The sequence below is a fragment of the Cellulomonas sp. ICMP 17802 genome, assembly GCF_041295535.1.
Lineage (GTDB): Bacteria > Actinomycetota > Actinomycetes > Actinomycetales > Cellulomonadaceae > Cellulomonas.
Window position 1 is genome coordinate 113,838 of the sequence record NZ_JBGFQZ010000003.1, and the last position, 14,692, is coordinate 128,529.

Sequence of the window (14,692 nt, forward strand, 5' to 3'; positions counted from 1 at the left end):
GCCCGACGAAGGGACGAGGACCGATGACGACTGCCGGGGAGAGGTCGACCGGACAGACAGCCGAGCCGCCGACGTCCCGCACGGCGACCCTGCTGTGGGGCTCGCTGGTGTGGGGCGCGACCGCGTGGAGCGCCGTGCGGCACCGCGTGGCGGGGCGCGATCCCGAGCGCGGCGACGTGCCCGGGTGGGTCCTGGTGACCCTCATGACGGCAGGACTGGTGACCGCGCTGTGGATCGTCGCCGGCGACGCGCTGGCGCGGGTGTTCGAGAACGCCATCGACAGCGTCACCGCCCCCTGACGGGCGACGCGGGGTCGGCGGTCGTCGACTTCGCGCTCGTCGGCGGCCTGCTCACCGTGCTGTTCGCGGCGGTCCTGCAGCTGACCCTCGTCCTGCACGTGCGGAACACGCTGGTGGACTCGGCATCCGAGGGCGCGCGCTACGGGGCGCTGGTCGGTCACGACCCGGCCGACGGCGCCGACCGCGCGCGCGAGCTGATCACCCAGTCGCTCTCCGCCGCGTACGCGCAGGACGTCACGGCCGGACGGACCACGCTCGACGGCCTGGACGTGGTCGAGGTCGAGGTGGCCGCCCCGCTGCCGCTGGTCGGGCTGGTCGGCCCGGCGGGGACGCTCACGGTCCGCGGTCACGCCCTGGTCGAGGCGCCGTGATCGCCCGGTTCGGAGACGACCGGGGCAGCTCGGTCGTCGAGTTCCTCGGCCTCTCGCTCGTTCTCCTGGTGCCGCTGGTGTACCTGGTGCTCGTCCTCAGCCGGGTCGAGGCCGCGACGTTCGCCGCCGAGGGCGCGGCGCGCGAGGCCGCGCGCACGTTCGTCGTCGCGGACGACTCCGACGAGGGCGCCGCGCGGGCGATCGCCGCGGCCGGGATCGCCCTGCGGGACCAGGGGTTCGACGACGACCCCGCCGGGGCGCTGACGCTCGCGTGCTCCGCGTCGCCGTGCCTCGCGCCGGGTGGCGACGTGTCCGCACGGATCGACGTGCGGGTGCCGCTGCCGTTCGTGCCGGGGTTCGTGCGCGAGATCGTCCCGCTCGAGCTGCCGGTCAGCGCGGAGCGCGTGGCGCCGGTCGACGCGTACCGGGCGGCCGGATGAGACGACTCCCACGGGCCGGTGCGGACGACGGCCAGATCATGATCCTCACCCTCGGGTTCGTCGTGGTCGCGCTGCTGCTGGTCACGGTCGTGGTGTCGGCGGCGGGCGTGCACCTCGAGCGCAAGCGGCTGCTGGCGCTCGCGGACGTGCTCGCGCTCGAGGCCGCCGACGCCGTCGGCGACGACCGCTACTTCGCGCCCGGCGCCGGGCAGGGCGACCCCGAGACGTCCGGCCTGCCGCTGACGGACACGGCGGTGCGCGCGGCGGTCGACGAGTACCTGGAGGACAACCCCGACGCGGTGGCCTCCTGGGACGAGTTCGCGGTGCTGTCGGCGTCCACGCCGGACGGGCGCTCGGCCGAGGTGCACCTGGGCGCCGTCGTCCGGCCGGCCCTCGTCAGCTGGGTGCTCGCGCCGTGGACCGACGGCATCGCGCTGGAGGCCGACTCGGTCGCGCGCGGATCGTGAGCCCCGGGGAGGAGTCGCCCGTCCCGACCCGGTAGCCTGGTCGGTTGTGGCCACCACCGACTTCCCCTCCGCGATCCGAGAGCTGCGCACCACCCTGGGCACCATCCAGGCGGTGAGCGACCCGACCGCGCTCCAGGCGAAGGTCGCACAGCTGTCGGAGCAGGCGTCGGCCCCCGACCTGTGGGACGACCCCGAGGCGGCGCAGAAGATCACCAGCGCCCTGTCGTCGACCCAGGCCGAGCTCGACCGCATGAGCAAGCTCGACGGCCGCATCGACGACCTCGAGACGCTGGTCGAGATGGCCGCCGAGGAGGAGGACGAGGACACCCTCGCCGAGGCCGAGGCCGACCTGCTGAAGATCAAGAAGGACCTGGGCGAGCTCGAGGTCCGCACGCTGCTGGCGGGGGAGTACGACCAGCGCGAGGCCGTGGTGACCATCCGCGCCGGCGCCGGCGGCGTCGACGCCGCGGACTTCGCCGAGATGCTGCTGCGCATGTACCTGCGCTGGGCCGAGCGGCACAACTACCCGACCACCGTGCTCGACACCTCGTACGCGGAGGAGGCCGGCCTGAAGTCGGCGACCTTCGAGGTCAAGGTGCCCTACGCGTTCGGCAACCTGTCCGTCGAGGCCGGCACACACCGCCTGGTCCGCATCTCGCCGTTCGACAACCAGGGCCGGCGCCAGACCAGCTTCGCGGCCGTCGAGGTCATCCCGCTCATCGAGTCCAACGACTCCGTGGACATCCCGGAGTCGGAGATCAAGGTCGACGTGTTCCGGTCGTCCGGCCCCGGCGGCCAGTCGGTCAACACCACCGACTCCGCGGTCCGCATGACCCACATCCCGACCGGCATCGTCGTGTCCATGCAGAACGAGAAGTCGCAGATCCAGAACCGCGCCGCCGCGCTGCGCGTGCTCCAGTCCCGCCTGCTTCTGGTCCGCAAGGCCGAGGAGGACGCCAAGAAGAAGGCGCTCGCCGGCGACGTCAAGGCCAGCTGGGGCGACCAGATGCGCTCCTACGTCCTGCAGCCGTACCAGATGGTCAAGGACCTGCGCACCGAGCACGAGGTGGGCAACCCCGCCGCGGTGTTCGACGGCGACATCGACGACTTCATCGAGGCCGGCATCCGCTGGCGCCGCTCGGCCGAGTCCGCCGACGCCTGACGCCTGTCGTCCGACGCCGGACGTCGGCCTGAGCTCGCGGCGCCGTCCCGGGCCCGCAGCGTCCGCAGATCTGGTCGCCGGAGCCCTCTGATGTGCGGACGTCCGGCCAGAATCTCCACTGCGTCCGCAGATCCGGTCGTCCCAGCGCTCGAATGTGCGGACGTCCGCACTCCGTAGGGCTCTGGCCCTCTCGAGTGCGGACGTCCTGCCGGGGTTCTCGTTGCGTCCGCATTCCGTGAGGCTGTGGCCCTCTCGAGTGCGGACGTCCTGTCGGGGTTCTCGTTGCGTCCGCACTCCGTGAGGCTCTGGCCCACTCGAGTGCGGACGTCCGGCCGGGGTCACCTCGGCATCCGCATTCCGTGGGGCCCTGACCCCCAGGAGCGCGGACGCAAGCGGAAGGGGGTTCACGCGGCCCCGAGGGCGCCTTTGTGCTCAGCCACGGCACAGGGATTGTTGTGGCCGCGAACATGATTCGCCCAGGTGGGCGAATCGGGCACCCAAGAAAGCGCTTGCTCAGCGCACAAGGTCACAGTTTGACCACGGAAAATGCGTCTGACCTTGTGAGGGACCCCGCCCAGCCATATGTTGTGGCCCGCAACATAGTCCGAGCGCCCGAAAGCGCCGGGTGGAGACGAGCGCAAAGAGGCGTCGTCACGAGAGGGAGCACGATGCGACGGAGCATGGTTCTGGCAATGGCGGCCGTCACGGCCTCCGGACTGCTGCTGGCTGGTTGTAGCAGCAACGACACACCGTCTGGCAACAGCACCGAGAGCGCCAGCAGCGGCGGTGGGACGACGCCGAAGGTGGGCGTGATCCTGCCCGACACGAAGTCCTCGGCCCGGTGGGAGACCGCCGACGCCAAGTACCTGAAGGAGGCCTTCGAGGCCGCGGGCGTCGACTACGACATCCAGAACGCCCAGGGCGACGCGACCCAGTTCCAGACGATCGCGGACCAGATGATCACGAGCGGCGTCAACGTCCTCATGATCGTCAACCTCGACTCCGGGTCGGGCAAGGCGGTGCTGCAGAAGGCTCAGTCGCAGGGCATCGCGACGATCGACTACGACCGGCTCACGCTGGGCGGCGGCGCTGACTTCTACGTGTCGTTCGACAACGTCAAGGTCGGCCAGCTGCAGGGCGAGGGCCTGGCCAAGTGCCTGGCCGACGACGGCAAGACCACGGGGAACATCGCGTTCCTCAACGGCTCGCCGACGGACAACAACGCGACCCTGTTCAAGCAGGGTGCCGCCACGGCGCTCGGCCTGGCTGACGCTCCGGACCCGTCGAACCTCAAGGGTCAGACTGCCAAGGTCGACGGCGCCTCGTACACGGTCGTCGCGGACCAGGCTGTCGACAAGTGGGACAACCAGGTCGGCGGCACGATCTTCGAGCAGATGTGGACGGAGAACGCCGGCAAGATCGACGGCGTCCTCGCGGCCAACGACGGTCTCGGCAACGCCGCGATCGCCATCCTGAAGAAGAACGGCGTCAACGGCACCATTCCGGTGACGGGTCAGGACGCGACGGACCAGGGCCTGCAGAACATCCTCGCGGGCGACCAGTGCATGACCGTCTACAAGGCCGTCAAGAAGGAGGCCGACGCCGCGTCGGCCCTGGCCGTGGCGCTCGCCAAGGGCGAGGACACCGCGAGCCTGGCCACCGGCACCGTGACCGACACCGAGACGAAGAAGGAGGTCCAGTCGGTGCTCCTCGACCCTGAGGCCATCTACTTCGACAACGTCAAGGACGTCATCGCGGACGGCTACACCACCAAGGAGAAGGTCTGCACCGCCGAGCTCGCCGCCAAGTGCGCCGAGGCCGGCATCTCCTGACGATCGACACCGGGGTTGATCCCCGGTGACCAGGCGGGGCCGGTCCGCGAGAGCGGCCGGCCCCGGCCTGGCGTCGGGAACGACGATGGACGCAGGACGAGAACGACGGGCGCGCAGCGACGCGCGCCGCGCGCACGGCCACGCACAGACCCGCGACGACGCGGGGTGAACCGCAGACCCGACGAGGTGGACGATGACACAAGCAGCGCATGCCGCACCTGACCTGGCCCCTCCGCCGACCCTCGAGGTCCGGGGCGGTCGCAAGAACTTCGGCGCGGTGCACGCGCTGCGCGGGGTCGACCTCGTCGCGCGCGCCGGCGAGGTGACGGCGCTGGTGGGGGACAACGGCGCCGGCAAGTCGACGATGATCAAGTGCGTCGCGGGCATCTACCCGTTCGACGCGGGTGACGTCCTCTTCCAGGGGGAGCAGACCCACATCTCGTCGCCGGCCGACTCGAACGCGCTGGGCATCGAGGTCGTGTACCAGGACCTCGCGCTGTGCGACAACCTCGACATCGTCCACAACATGTTCCTCGGCCGGGAGCTGAGGAAGGGCTTCCGGCTCGACGAGTCCGCCATGGAGACCCGCGCCGCCGAGGTGCTGGCCAGCCTGTCGGTGCGGACCGTGCGGTCCATCCGTCAGCACGTCGCCAGCCTGTCCGGCGGTCAGCGTCAGACGGTCGCGATCGCGCGTGCCGTGCTCTGGAACTCGAAGCTCGTCATCCTCGACGAGCCGACGGCTGCCCTGGGTGTGGCGCAGACCGAGCAGGTGCTGCAACTGGTCCGACGACTGGCCGACGCGGGCCTGGCGGTCGTGCTGGTCTCGCACAACATGAACGACGTCTTCGAGGTCGCGGACTCCATCAACGTGCTGTACCTGGGCCAGACGGCCGCGCAGGTGCGCACCAAGGACACGTCCCGCACCGAGATCATCGAGCTCATCACGAGCGGCTCGGCCGGGCTGGCCCCCGGCCAGGTGGCCCCGCGGGTCTCGCCCGACGCGCCCGAGCGCGTCGCGAGTGCCACGGCCACCACGAGCGAAGCGCCGACCACCACGAACGGGAGCACCTCCGCATGAGCACGCCCACGGTTCCCTCGGAGGTCGCGCCCTCGCTGCTGGCCGGCTCGGTCGAGCAGCCCACGTTCGGCGAGGCCGTCAGCAACTACGTCAGCAAGGTGCGCGGCGGCGACATGGGGTCCCTGCCGGCCCTTCTCGCGCTCGGCGTCCTGACGCTGGCGTTCGTCATCCTCAAGCCCAACACGTTCCCGTCGGCGCTGAACATCGCCAACCTGTTCCAGCAGGGCGCGGTCGTCGCGACCATCGCCATGGGCCTGATCTTCGTCCTGCTGCTGGGCGAGATCGACCTGTCGGCGGGCGTCACGTCGGGTGTGTGCGGCGCAGTGCTGGCCACGGGCCTGACGGTCTACCACTGGTCGTGGTACGTCTCGCTCCTCGCGGGCCTGGTGACCGGCGTCGTCATCGGTCTGATCATCGGGACCTTCGTCGCGCGGGTCGGCGTGCCGTCCTTCATCACGACGCTGGGCATGTTCCTGGCGCTGCAGGGCGTGGTCCTGCTGATCATCGGCAGCGGCGGAAACATCTCCATCACCGACCCGGTCATCATCGCGCTGCAGAACAAGAACGTGCCGCCGCTGGTCGGCTGGGCGCTCGCGATCCTCGCCGTCGTGGCCTACGGGGCGACGAGCCTGCGGACGTGGCAGCTGCGCCGCAAGCGCGGCCTGCTCTCCGCCCCGCTCGGCATGGTCGTGCTCAAGCTGGTCGTGCTCGCGCTGGTCGTCCTCGGGATGGTCGCGGTCCTCAACCAGGAGCGCAGCCTCAACCCGCTGCGCACGTCGATCATCGGCGTGCCGATCGTCGTCCCGCTGATCGTGGTCCTGGCCCTCGGGCTCGGTTTCCTGCTGACGCGGACGGCGTTCGGCCGGCACATCTACGCGGTCGGCGGCAACGAGGAGGCCACGCGCCGCGCGGGCATCAACGTCAAGGCCGTGAAGATGGTCTGCTTCATGATCTGCTCGTTCATGGCGGCCATCGCCGGCGTGCTCGCCGCCTCGCGGGCCACGAGCGTGGACCCGAACGCGGGCGGCTCGAACGTCCTGCTCTACGCGGTCGGCGCGGCCGTCATCGGTGGCACGTCGCTCTTCGGTGGCAAGGGCCGGATCGTCGACGCCCTCATCGGTGGTGCCGTGATCGCCGTCATCGACAACGGCATGGGGCTGCTCGGGTACACGGCCGGCGTCAAGTACGTTGTCACCGGCGCGGTGCTGGTCGCGGCGGCCTCGGTCGACGCGATCTCCCGTCGGCGCGCACGGGCCACCGGACGCGGCTAGTACAACCTGAAGGAGGCTGTCGGTGCGGCTCGGGGCAGGCCCGCCCGTCAGGCGCGCCGACGCGGCAGCGCAGGACGACGTCAGAAGGGCCAACCTCTCGGCGGTCCTGCGGCTGCTGCACTTCCACGGGCCGGCCACGCGGTCTGACCTGGTGGCCACCACCGGCTTCAACCGGTCGACGGTCGGGTCGCTCACGTCCGAGCTGGTCAAGCTCGGGCTCGTGCGTGAGCGACCCGGCGTCGTCAGCGGCAAGGGGCGGCCGTCCAACGTGGTCGAGCCGGTGAGCACCAGCGTGCACGTGCTGGCGTTCGACGTGACGCCGTCGAGCGTCGGCGCCGCCCGCGTCGGGCTGGGCGGCTACATGCTGCAGGTGCGCCGGCGGCTGCACAGCACGTCGCCGCACGACGTCCCCGCGGTGGTCGAGCTCATCGCGACCCTGGCCCGCGAGATGCAGGCCAAGGCCTCGCCGGGGTCGCTGTGCCTCGGGCTGGTGGTCTCGGTGCCGGGCAGCGTGCGGCAACCCGACGGGCTGGTGCGCCGGTCGCCCCCGCTGGGCTGGCACGAGGTGCCGTTCGCGGACCTGCTCCGCGAGGCCACGGGCCACATGTACCCGGTCGCGGTCGGCAACGACGGCGACCTCGGTGTCGTGGCCGAGTACCTGCGGGGCGCCGCGCAAGGCCAGCAGGACGTGCTCTACGTGCGCGGCGAGGTCGGCGTCGGCGGCGGGGTCGTGGTCGACGGCGAGCTGCTCAAGGGCGCCGGCGGGTACGCGGGCGAGGTGGGCCACATCGTCGTCAAGCCGGGCGGTCGCGTGTGCTCGTGCGGCGCGCGGGGGTGCTGGGAGGCCGAGATCGGCGACGCCGCGATCATCCGCGCGGTGGGCCGCGACCCGCGCGAGGCGGACATCGAGGACGTGCTCAGCGACGTGGCCATCGGCAACCGGCGCGCCATCGGTGGCGTGCGCAAGACGGGGGAGTGGGTGGGGCTCGGGCTGGCCAGCCTGGTGAACATCTTCAACCCGCGCGTGGTCGTGCTCGGCGGGACGCTCGGTGCGCTCTACCCGACGATGGAGCAGACGCTCGCGGCGTCGTACTCGCGGGCCCTGGGGCCGATGCGGGAGCAGGCGCTGCTGGTGCGGTCCGACCTGGGCTCCGACGCGCAGCTGGTGGGGGGCGCCGAGGTGGCGTTCGCCGACGTTCTCGAGGACCCCGTCGGCACGATCGAGGCGCTGTCCGACGAGGAGCCGCAGGTGCTCTCGGGGACCTGAGGGTCCGACATTCTGCACCAAAGTGCCCACGGCCGGGTTCTCACAGGCAATCGTCGGCGTGTCACCGTCCGGTGACCCCCCGTCCGCTGCCTACTCTCGACGAGGCCAGAGCTGTACCCCGTCCGTCCCCGACACCTGGCCCGCGAGCACCGTGATCAGATTCGAGAACGTCACCAAGGTCTACGCGCGCGGCGCCCGGCCCGCGCTGGACCGCGTCTCCCTCGACGTCGAACGCGGGGAGTTCGTCTTCCTCGTCGGCGCCTCGGGCTCCGGAAAGTCGACCTTCCTGCGCCTCGTGCTGCGCGAGGAGCGGGCCTCCGCCGGCCGCGTGTTCGTCGCCGGCAAGGAGCTGGGCACGCTGTCGTCGTGGAAGGTGCCGACGCTGCGCCGCCAGATCGGCGCCGTGTTCCAGGACTTCCGCCTGCTGCCCAACAAGACGGTGTTCGAGAACGTCGCGTTCGCGCTGCAGGTGATCGGCAAGCCCCGCCACCACATCCTCACGACCGTGCCGGACACGCTCGAGATGGTCGGCCTGGCCGGCAAGGAGAAGCGTCGCCCGCACGAGCTGTCCGGCGGCGAGCAGCAGCGCGTGGCCATCGCGCGCGCGTTCGTCAACCGCCCGAACATCCTGCTGTGCGACGAGCCCACGGGAAACCTCGACCCGACCACGTCCCTGGGGATCATGCGCCTGCTCGACCGGATCAACCGCACGGGCACCACGGTGGTCATGGCGACGCACGACGACGAGATCGTCGACCAGATGCGCAAGCGCGTGATCGAGCTGTCGCTGGGCGACATGGTGCGTGACCAGTCGCGCGGCGTCTACGGGTCGGACCGCTGATGCGCCTCCAGTTCATCCTGAGCGAGATCGGGCTCGGCCTTCGTCGCAACCTGTCGATGACCATCTCGGTCATCCTGGTCACCTTCGTGTCGCTGACGTTCGTCGGGTCCGCCGCCCTGCTGCAGGCGCAGATCGGCAAGATGAAGGACGACTGGTACGACAAGGTCGAGGTCTCGGTCTTCCTCTGCCCGCAGAACTCCGACCAGCCGACGTGCGCGAGCGGCGAGGTCACCGACGACCAGAAGGCCGACATCCAGGCCGCGCTGGCGTCGCCCGAGGTCAAGCCGTATGTGGAGAAGATCTACACGGAGACCAAGGAGCAGGCGTTCGCCGCGTTCCAGAAGCAGTTCAAGGACCAGTTCTGGGCGTCGGCCGCGACGGTCGACGACATGAACTCCTCGTACCGCATCAAGCTGACCGACCCGAAGAAGTACGCGGTGGTCTCGGACGTGGTCTCGGGCCGGCCGGGCGTCGAGGAGGTCAAGGACCAGCAGCGGCTGTTCGACAAGCTGTTCACGGTGCTCAACAACGCCACGCTGCTGGCCGGCGGCCTCGCGCTCGTCATGCTGCTGGCGGCGGTGCTGCTCATCACGACGACCATCCGCCTGTCCGCCCTGAGCCGCCGCCGGGAGACCGGGATCATGCGCCTGGTCGGTGCGTCGACCGTGTTCATCCAGCTGCCGTTCATGCTCGAGGGGGCCATCGCCGCGACGATCGGCGCCCTGCTGGCGGTGGGTGGGCTCTGGCTGGGCGTCGGCTACCTGGTCGACGACTGGCTGGGCGAGTCGGTCACCTGGATCCCGTACGTCAGCACGGCGGACGTGGCGGCGATCGCGCCGATCCTCATCGTGGTCGCCATCCTGCTCGCCGGGATCTCGTCGCTGGTCACCCTGAGCCGCTACACGAAGGTGTGATGATGCGCCGCCTGCGGATGCCCGCGTTCCTCGTCGTCCTGACCCTGCTGCTCACCGCGCTGTTCGCCGGGCCGGCGTCGGCCGACAGCATCGACGACCGCCGCAAGGCCGCCGAGGCGCACAAGGCCGCCGTGGCCAAGGCGCGCGACGACACCGAGGCGGCCATGGAGGGCGTCGACGCGAGCCTGCAGGCTCTCGCGATGCAGCTGGCGGACACGCAGGCGCAGATCCCCGTCGCGCAGGCCACGCTCGACGCGGCGAACGCGGCGCTGGAAAAGGCCCAGCGCGAGGCGGCGATCATCGCGGCGCGGCTGGTGGACGCCAAGGACCAGCAGGCGGCGATCTCGACCACGATCACGCAGGACGCCGAGCACGCGACGCAGATGCGTGCCGCGATCGGCCAGATGGCCCGCGAGGCGTACAAGGGCGGCGGCGGGGTCTCGGGCGTCGACATCATCCTCGACGCGCAGAGCACCGACGACTTCGTGCAGCGCTACGGGCTGATGTCCACCGCGCTGCGCACGCAGGCGCAGATCCTCGACGACCTCAAGGCCACCGAGTCCGCCAACAAGAACGCCGAGGCGCGGCTGGGCGCGGTGAAGGACAAGATCACCGAGCTCAAGGCGCAGGCCGACCAGAAGGTGGTCGAGGCCGACGCCGCGAAGACGGCCGCGGCCGCCGCGAAGGCCGCGCTGGACAACCTGCTCGCGCAGCAGGTGAGCCAGCAGCAGGCGCTCGACGCCCAGAAGGCGGCCCTCGAGGCCCAGCTGGCGCAGGCCGACGCCGAGGCCGCCGCGGTGCAGGCCGAGCTGCAGGCGGCCATCGCCGCGCAGAAGGCTCGCGACGCCGCCGCCGGCAACCCCCACGGCCCGGCTGGCCCGATCGGCAGCGCGCTGTTCGCCAACCCGACCAGCATCAGCCCGATCTACGTCACGTCCGAGTACGGCATGCGCATGCACCCCACGCTGCACTACGTCCGGCTGCACGCCGGTATCGACCTGCGCACCTACTGCAACACCCCGATCTACGCCGGCCGCGCCGGCACGGTGACGTGGGCCAAGACGCGGTTCGGGTTCGGCAACCAGGTGATGATCGACAGCGGGTTCGTCAACGGCAACGCCCTGTCGGCGTCGTACAACCACCTCACCAGCTTCGCGGTCAGCGCCGGCCAGCACGTGGAGCAGGGCCAGCTGATCGGCCACTCGGGCAACACCGGCACGTCGGCGGCCTGCCACCTGCACTTCGAGGTCTACGTCAACGGCGCGACGACGAACCCGCGGCCGCTGCTGGGTCTGTAGTCTCGTTCCGCACCATTCACCTTTTGCAGGAACGAGGTTCGACCACCGTGGCCAAGGACGTCGGGCGCAAGGTCGTCGCCTCGAACCGCAAGGCCCGGCACGACTACGTCATCGAGGACGTGTTCGAGGCCGGCATGGTGCTCAGCGGCACCGAGGTCAAGGCGCTGCGCATGGGCCGGGCGTCGCTGGTCGACGGCTGGTGCGAGGTGACCAACGGCGAGCTGTGGCTCGAGGGCGTGCACATCCCCGAGTACTCGCAGGGCACGTGGACCAACCACGCGCCCCGCCGCAAGCGCAAGCTGCTGCTGCACCGCCAGGAGATCGACCGCCTGGAGTCCCGCACGCGGGAGAAGGGGCAGACGATCATCCCGCTATCCCTGTACTTCCTCGACGGGCGCGCCAAGGTGGAGATCGCGCTGGCCCGCGGCAAGCGCGAGTGGGACAAGCGGCAGGCGCTGCGCGAGCGGCAGGACAACCTCGAGGCCAACCGGGCCATCCGCGAGAAGCGCGACCTGTGAGGACGGTCCGGGCCCTCGTCGTGGCCCTCGTCCTGGTGGTGCTCGGCGCGGTCCCGGCCGTCGCCGCCCCCGACCAGACCTCCGGCCGCGAGATCACGCGGTACGACGTCACCGCCACGCTCGGTGCCGACGGCGTCATGCAGGTGGGGCTCGACTTCGACTTCGACTTCGGCGACGAACCCGGTCACGGGCCCTTCCTCACCTTGCCGACGAGGGTCTACTACGACGACTCGTCGGACCGTGCGTTCCGGTACACCGACATCTCGGCGTCGTCGTCGACCGGAGCCCCGGCGCAGGTGAACCAGGAGTCGTCGGACACCGCGCTGATCCTGCGCATCGGTGACCCCAACCGCGGTGACATCTCCGGCGTGCAGACCTATCACGTGCAGTACACGGTCGACGGGCTGGTCAACCCGGCGAACTCCCAGCACTCCGGCGACGAGCTGTACTGGAACGTGATCGGCGCCGGCTGGGAGATCCCGCTGGGCGGCCTGTCGGTGCAGGTGACCGGGCCGGCGGCCGTCGAGGGCGCGGTCTGCTTCGCGGGTCCCGAGGGGTCGACCACCCCGTGCACGTCGTCGTCGGTCGACGGGTCGTCGTCGACATTCACGCAGGACCTGGTCCCCGTCGGCGACCAGTTCTCGACCGTCACCGGCTGGCCGGCCGGCACGTTCCCGGGGGTCGAGCCGATCCTCGTCGACAAGCCCGACCCGCTGGCGCCCGTGCAGCCGGTGTCGCCGCTGGGCGTGCTCGGGCTGCTGGTGCTCATCGGCGGCGCGATCCTCGCGATCCTGCGCGTGCGCCGCGTCGGCCGCGACCGCGCCTATCTGGGTCTGACCCCGGGCCTGCGCCCGGCCGACAACCAGCCGGGTGCCGCATCGGGCTTCCGCGACCGCCGCGAGGTGGTCTCGGTGCAGTTCCAGCCGCCCGCGGGCGTGCGGCCGGGGGAGGTGGGCACGCTTGTCGACGAGACCGCCGACCCCGTCGACGTCACCGCGACCCTGGTGGACCTCGCGGTGCGCGGCTGGCTGCGCATCGAGGAGGTGCCGCGGTCCAACCCGAAGAAGAAGGCCAAGGACTGGACCCTGGTGCAGCTGAAGAACAAGGACGGCTCGCTGCTGCCCTACGAGGACACGCTGCTGACCTCGATCTTCGCCACGTCCACCTCGGTCAAGCTCTCCGACCTCAAGACCACGTTCGCGTCCTCGATGGCCAAGGTGCAGGACGGCCTCTACGACCACGTGACGTCGTCCGGCTGGTTCCGGTCCAACCCCAAGTCGGTGCGGTCGCTCTGGCGCGCCGCGGGCATCGCGCTCGTGGTGGTCGGCGGCGGCCTGGCCGCCTTTGCCTTCGCGTCCGGCGTCGCGGTGCGCGGCATCGCGCTGGTGCCCATCGCGATCGCGCTGATCGGCGTGCTGGTGTTCGCCCTGGCCAAGGCCGCGCCCGCCCGCACCGAGGACGGCACCGCGGTGCTCGCGCAGTCGCTCGGCTTCCGCCGGTACCTGGCCACGGCCGAGGCGAACCAGCTGAAGTTCGAGGAGGGCGAGGACATCTTCAGCCGATACCTGCCCTACGCCATCGTGTTCGGGCTGGCCGACCGGTGGGCGCGCGTCTTCGCCGAGCTCGCCGCGCAGGGCCGCGCCGTCGCGCAGCCCGGCTGGTACGTGGGCGGCTACTACCCGGGCGCCAACATCTACTGGGCGACCGCGTTCGCCTCCTCGCTGGACCGGTTCCAGTCGATCGCGACCGAGGCGATCTCCGCGCCGACCCCCGGCACGTCGGGTGGCTCCGGGTTCTCGGGCGGCTTCTCCGGTGGTGGCGTCGGAGGCGGTGGCGGCGGGGGCTGGTAAGACTTCCTCTATGACGCTGCCGGTGATGCCGCCCGTAGACCCCATGCTTGCCAAGTCGGTCCCGAAGATCCCGGGCGACAAGCTTTACGAGCCCAAGTGGGACGGCTTCCGGGCCATCGTGTTCCGCGACGGGGACTCCGTGGAGATCGGGTCGCGCAACACCAAGCCGATGCAGCGGTACTTCCCGGAGGTCGTCGCGGCTTGTCTGGAGCACCTGCCTCCTCGGTGTGTGGTCGACGGCGAGATCATCGTGCCGTCGTCTTCTCATAGCGGCCTCGACTTCGAGGCACTGCTGCAGCGGGTGCACCCCGCCGAGTCGCGCGTGCGGCTGCTGTCCGTCGAGACGCCGGCGCTGCTGGTGCTCTTCGACGTGCTGGCGCTGGGGGACGACGACTTGACCTCCCGGCCGTTCTCGGAGCGGAGGGCTGTGCTGGAGTCGCTCGTCACACCCGGCGGCCCGATCTCGGTGACGGCGCAGACGTCCTCGCTCGACGAGGCCACCGACTGGTTCTCGAGGTTCGAGGGCGCCGGGCTCGACGGCATCGTCGCCAAGGACCCTGCCGGGCCGTACGAGCCCGGCAAGCGGACCATGCAGAAGATCAAGCACGAGCGGACCGCGGACTGCGTGGTCGCCGGCTACCGCCCGCACGCGTCGGGGCCCGACGCCGTCGGGTCGCTGCTGCTCGGGCTGTACACGGCCGACGGGACGCTGGCCTCGGTCGGGGTCGCGGCGTCGTTCCCGATGGCGCGGCGGCGTGAGCTGGTCACCGAGCTCGCACCCCTGGTGGTCCCGCTCGAGGGACACCCGTGGGACTACTCGTCGGACGGCCGCACGCCCCGCGAGGCCGAGGGCAGCCGCTGGTCGCGCGGTAAGGACCTGTCGTTCGTGCCGCTCTCGCCGACGTTGGTGGTCGAGGTGGCGTACGACCACATGGAGGGCGAACGGTTCCGGCACACGGCGCAGTTCCGCCGCTGGCGCCCGGACCGCTCGCCCGAGTCCTGCACCTACGCGCAGCTGGAGGAGCCGGTGTCGTACTCCTTGTCCGACGTGCTGGCCGCCGGCTGACGTTCCACAGGTTGCGCA

The 14,692-nt window shown here is 70.9% G+C and carries 15 protein-coding genes; all 15 read left to right on the forward strand.

Features of this window, described 5'->3' with window-relative positions; all coding sequences use genetic code 11:
• Positions 1–23 precede the first annotated feature (23 nt).
• The 15 genes from AB5970_RS05735 to AB5970_RS05805 all read left to right on the forward strand — a co-directional run bounded on the left by AB5970_RS05735 (position 24) and on the right by AB5970_RS05805 (position 14,674).
• The gene (locus tag AB5970_RS05735) at positions 24–299 is read left to right on the forward strand and encodes a hypothetical protein (RefSeq protein ID WP_370503029.1); all 276 of its coding nucleotides are present in this window, start codon (positions 24–26) and stop codon (positions 297–299) included.
• Complete coding sequence (locus AB5970_RS05740) at positions 230–670, forward strand: TadE/TadG family type IV pilus assembly protein (RefSeq protein ID WP_370502954.1); 441 nt, start codon at positions 230–232, stop codon at positions 668–670. The genes AB5970_RS05735 and AB5970_RS05740 overlap by 70 nt, the downstream gene beginning before the upstream one ends.
• Complete coding sequence (locus AB5970_RS05745) at positions 667–1,110, forward strand: pilus assembly protein (protein ID WP_370502955.1); 444 nt, start codon at positions 667–669, stop codon at positions 1,108–1,110. Before AB5970_RS05740 ends, AB5970_RS05745 begins: the two co-directional genes overlap by 4 nt.
• Positions 1,107–1,577: a pilus assembly protein TadG-related protein gene (locus tag AB5970_RS05750; RefSeq protein ID WP_370502956.1), complete on the forward strand. Its 471-nt coding sequence runs from the start codon at positions 1,107–1,109 to the stop codon at positions 1,575–1,577. The genes AB5970_RS05745 and AB5970_RS05750 overlap by 4 nt, the downstream gene beginning before the upstream one ends.
• A gap of 46 nt (positions 1,578–1,623) precedes the next feature.
• Positions 1,624–2,739, forward strand: a complete 1,116-nt coding sequence (gene prfB / locus AB5970_RS05755; protein ID WP_370502957.1) for a peptide chain release factor 2 — start codon at positions 1,624–1,626, stop codon at positions 2,737–2,739.
• 809 nt (positions 2,740–3,548) lie between these two features.
• Positions 3,549–4,571, forward strand: a complete 1,023-nt coding sequence (locus AB5970_RS05760) for a sugar ABC transporter substrate-binding protein (protein WP_370502958.1) — start codon at positions 3,549–3,551, stop codon at positions 4,569–4,571.
• Between the two features lie 193 nt (positions 4,572–4,764).
• Positions 4,765–5,649, forward strand: a complete 885-nt coding sequence (locus AB5970_RS05765) for an ATP-binding cassette domain-containing protein (protein ID WP_370502959.1) — start codon at positions 4,765–4,767, stop codon at positions 5,647–5,649.
• Entirely contained in the window at positions 5,646–6,920 is a 1,275-nt protein-coding gene (locus AB5970_RS05770) for a sugar ABC transporter permease (protein WP_370502960.1), read from the forward strand. Before AB5970_RS05765 ends, AB5970_RS05770 begins: the two co-directional genes overlap by 4 nt.
• A 22-nt stretch (positions 6,921–6,942) precedes the next feature.
• Complete coding sequence (locus AB5970_RS05775) at positions 6,943–8,187, forward strand: ROK family transcriptional regulator (protein ID WP_370502961.1); 1,245 nt, start codon at positions 6,943–6,945, stop codon at positions 8,185–8,187.
• Between the two features lie 151 nt (positions 8,188–8,338).
• A complete protein-coding gene (gene ftsE / locus AB5970_RS05780) occupies positions 8,339–9,028 on the forward strand; it encodes a cell division ATP-binding protein FtsE (protein ID WP_370502962.1) in 690 nt (229 codons plus the stop codon).
• A complete protein-coding gene (gene ftsX, locus AB5970_RS05785; protein ID WP_370502963.1) occupies positions 9,028–9,942 on the forward strand; it encodes a permease-like cell division protein FtsX in 915 nt (304 codons plus the stop codon). Before ftsE ends, ftsX begins: the two co-directional genes overlap by 1 nt.
• A 2-nt stretch (positions 9,943–9,944) precedes the next feature.
• Positions 9,945–11,240 carry a peptidoglycan DD-metalloendopeptidase family protein gene (locus tag AB5970_RS05790; RefSeq protein WP_370502964.1) on the forward strand — a complete coding sequence of 432 codons (1,296 nt, stop codon included), beginning with the start codon at positions 9,945–9,947 and terminating at the stop codon, positions 11,238–11,240.
• Positions 11,241–11,287: 47 nt separating this feature from the next.
• The gene (gene smpB / locus AB5970_RS05795) at positions 11,288–11,758 is read left to right on the forward strand and encodes an SsrA-binding protein SmpB (RefSeq protein WP_370502965.1); all 471 of its coding nucleotides are present in this window, start codon (positions 11,288–11,290) and stop codon (positions 11,756–11,758) included.
• Positions 11,755–13,608, forward strand: a complete 1,854-nt coding sequence (locus AB5970_RS05800) for a DUF2207 domain-containing protein (RefSeq protein WP_370502966.1) — start codon at positions 11,755–11,757, stop codon at positions 13,606–13,608. Before smpB ends, AB5970_RS05800 begins: the two co-directional genes overlap by 4 nt.
• A gap of 10 nt (positions 13,609–13,618) precedes the next feature.
• Positions 13,619–14,674, forward strand: coding sequence for an ATP-dependent DNA ligase (locus tag AB5970_RS05805; RefSeq protein WP_370502967.1), 1,056 nt, complete (start codon positions 13,619–13,621; stop codon positions 14,672–14,674).
• Positions 14,675–14,692: the final 18 nt, after the last annotated feature.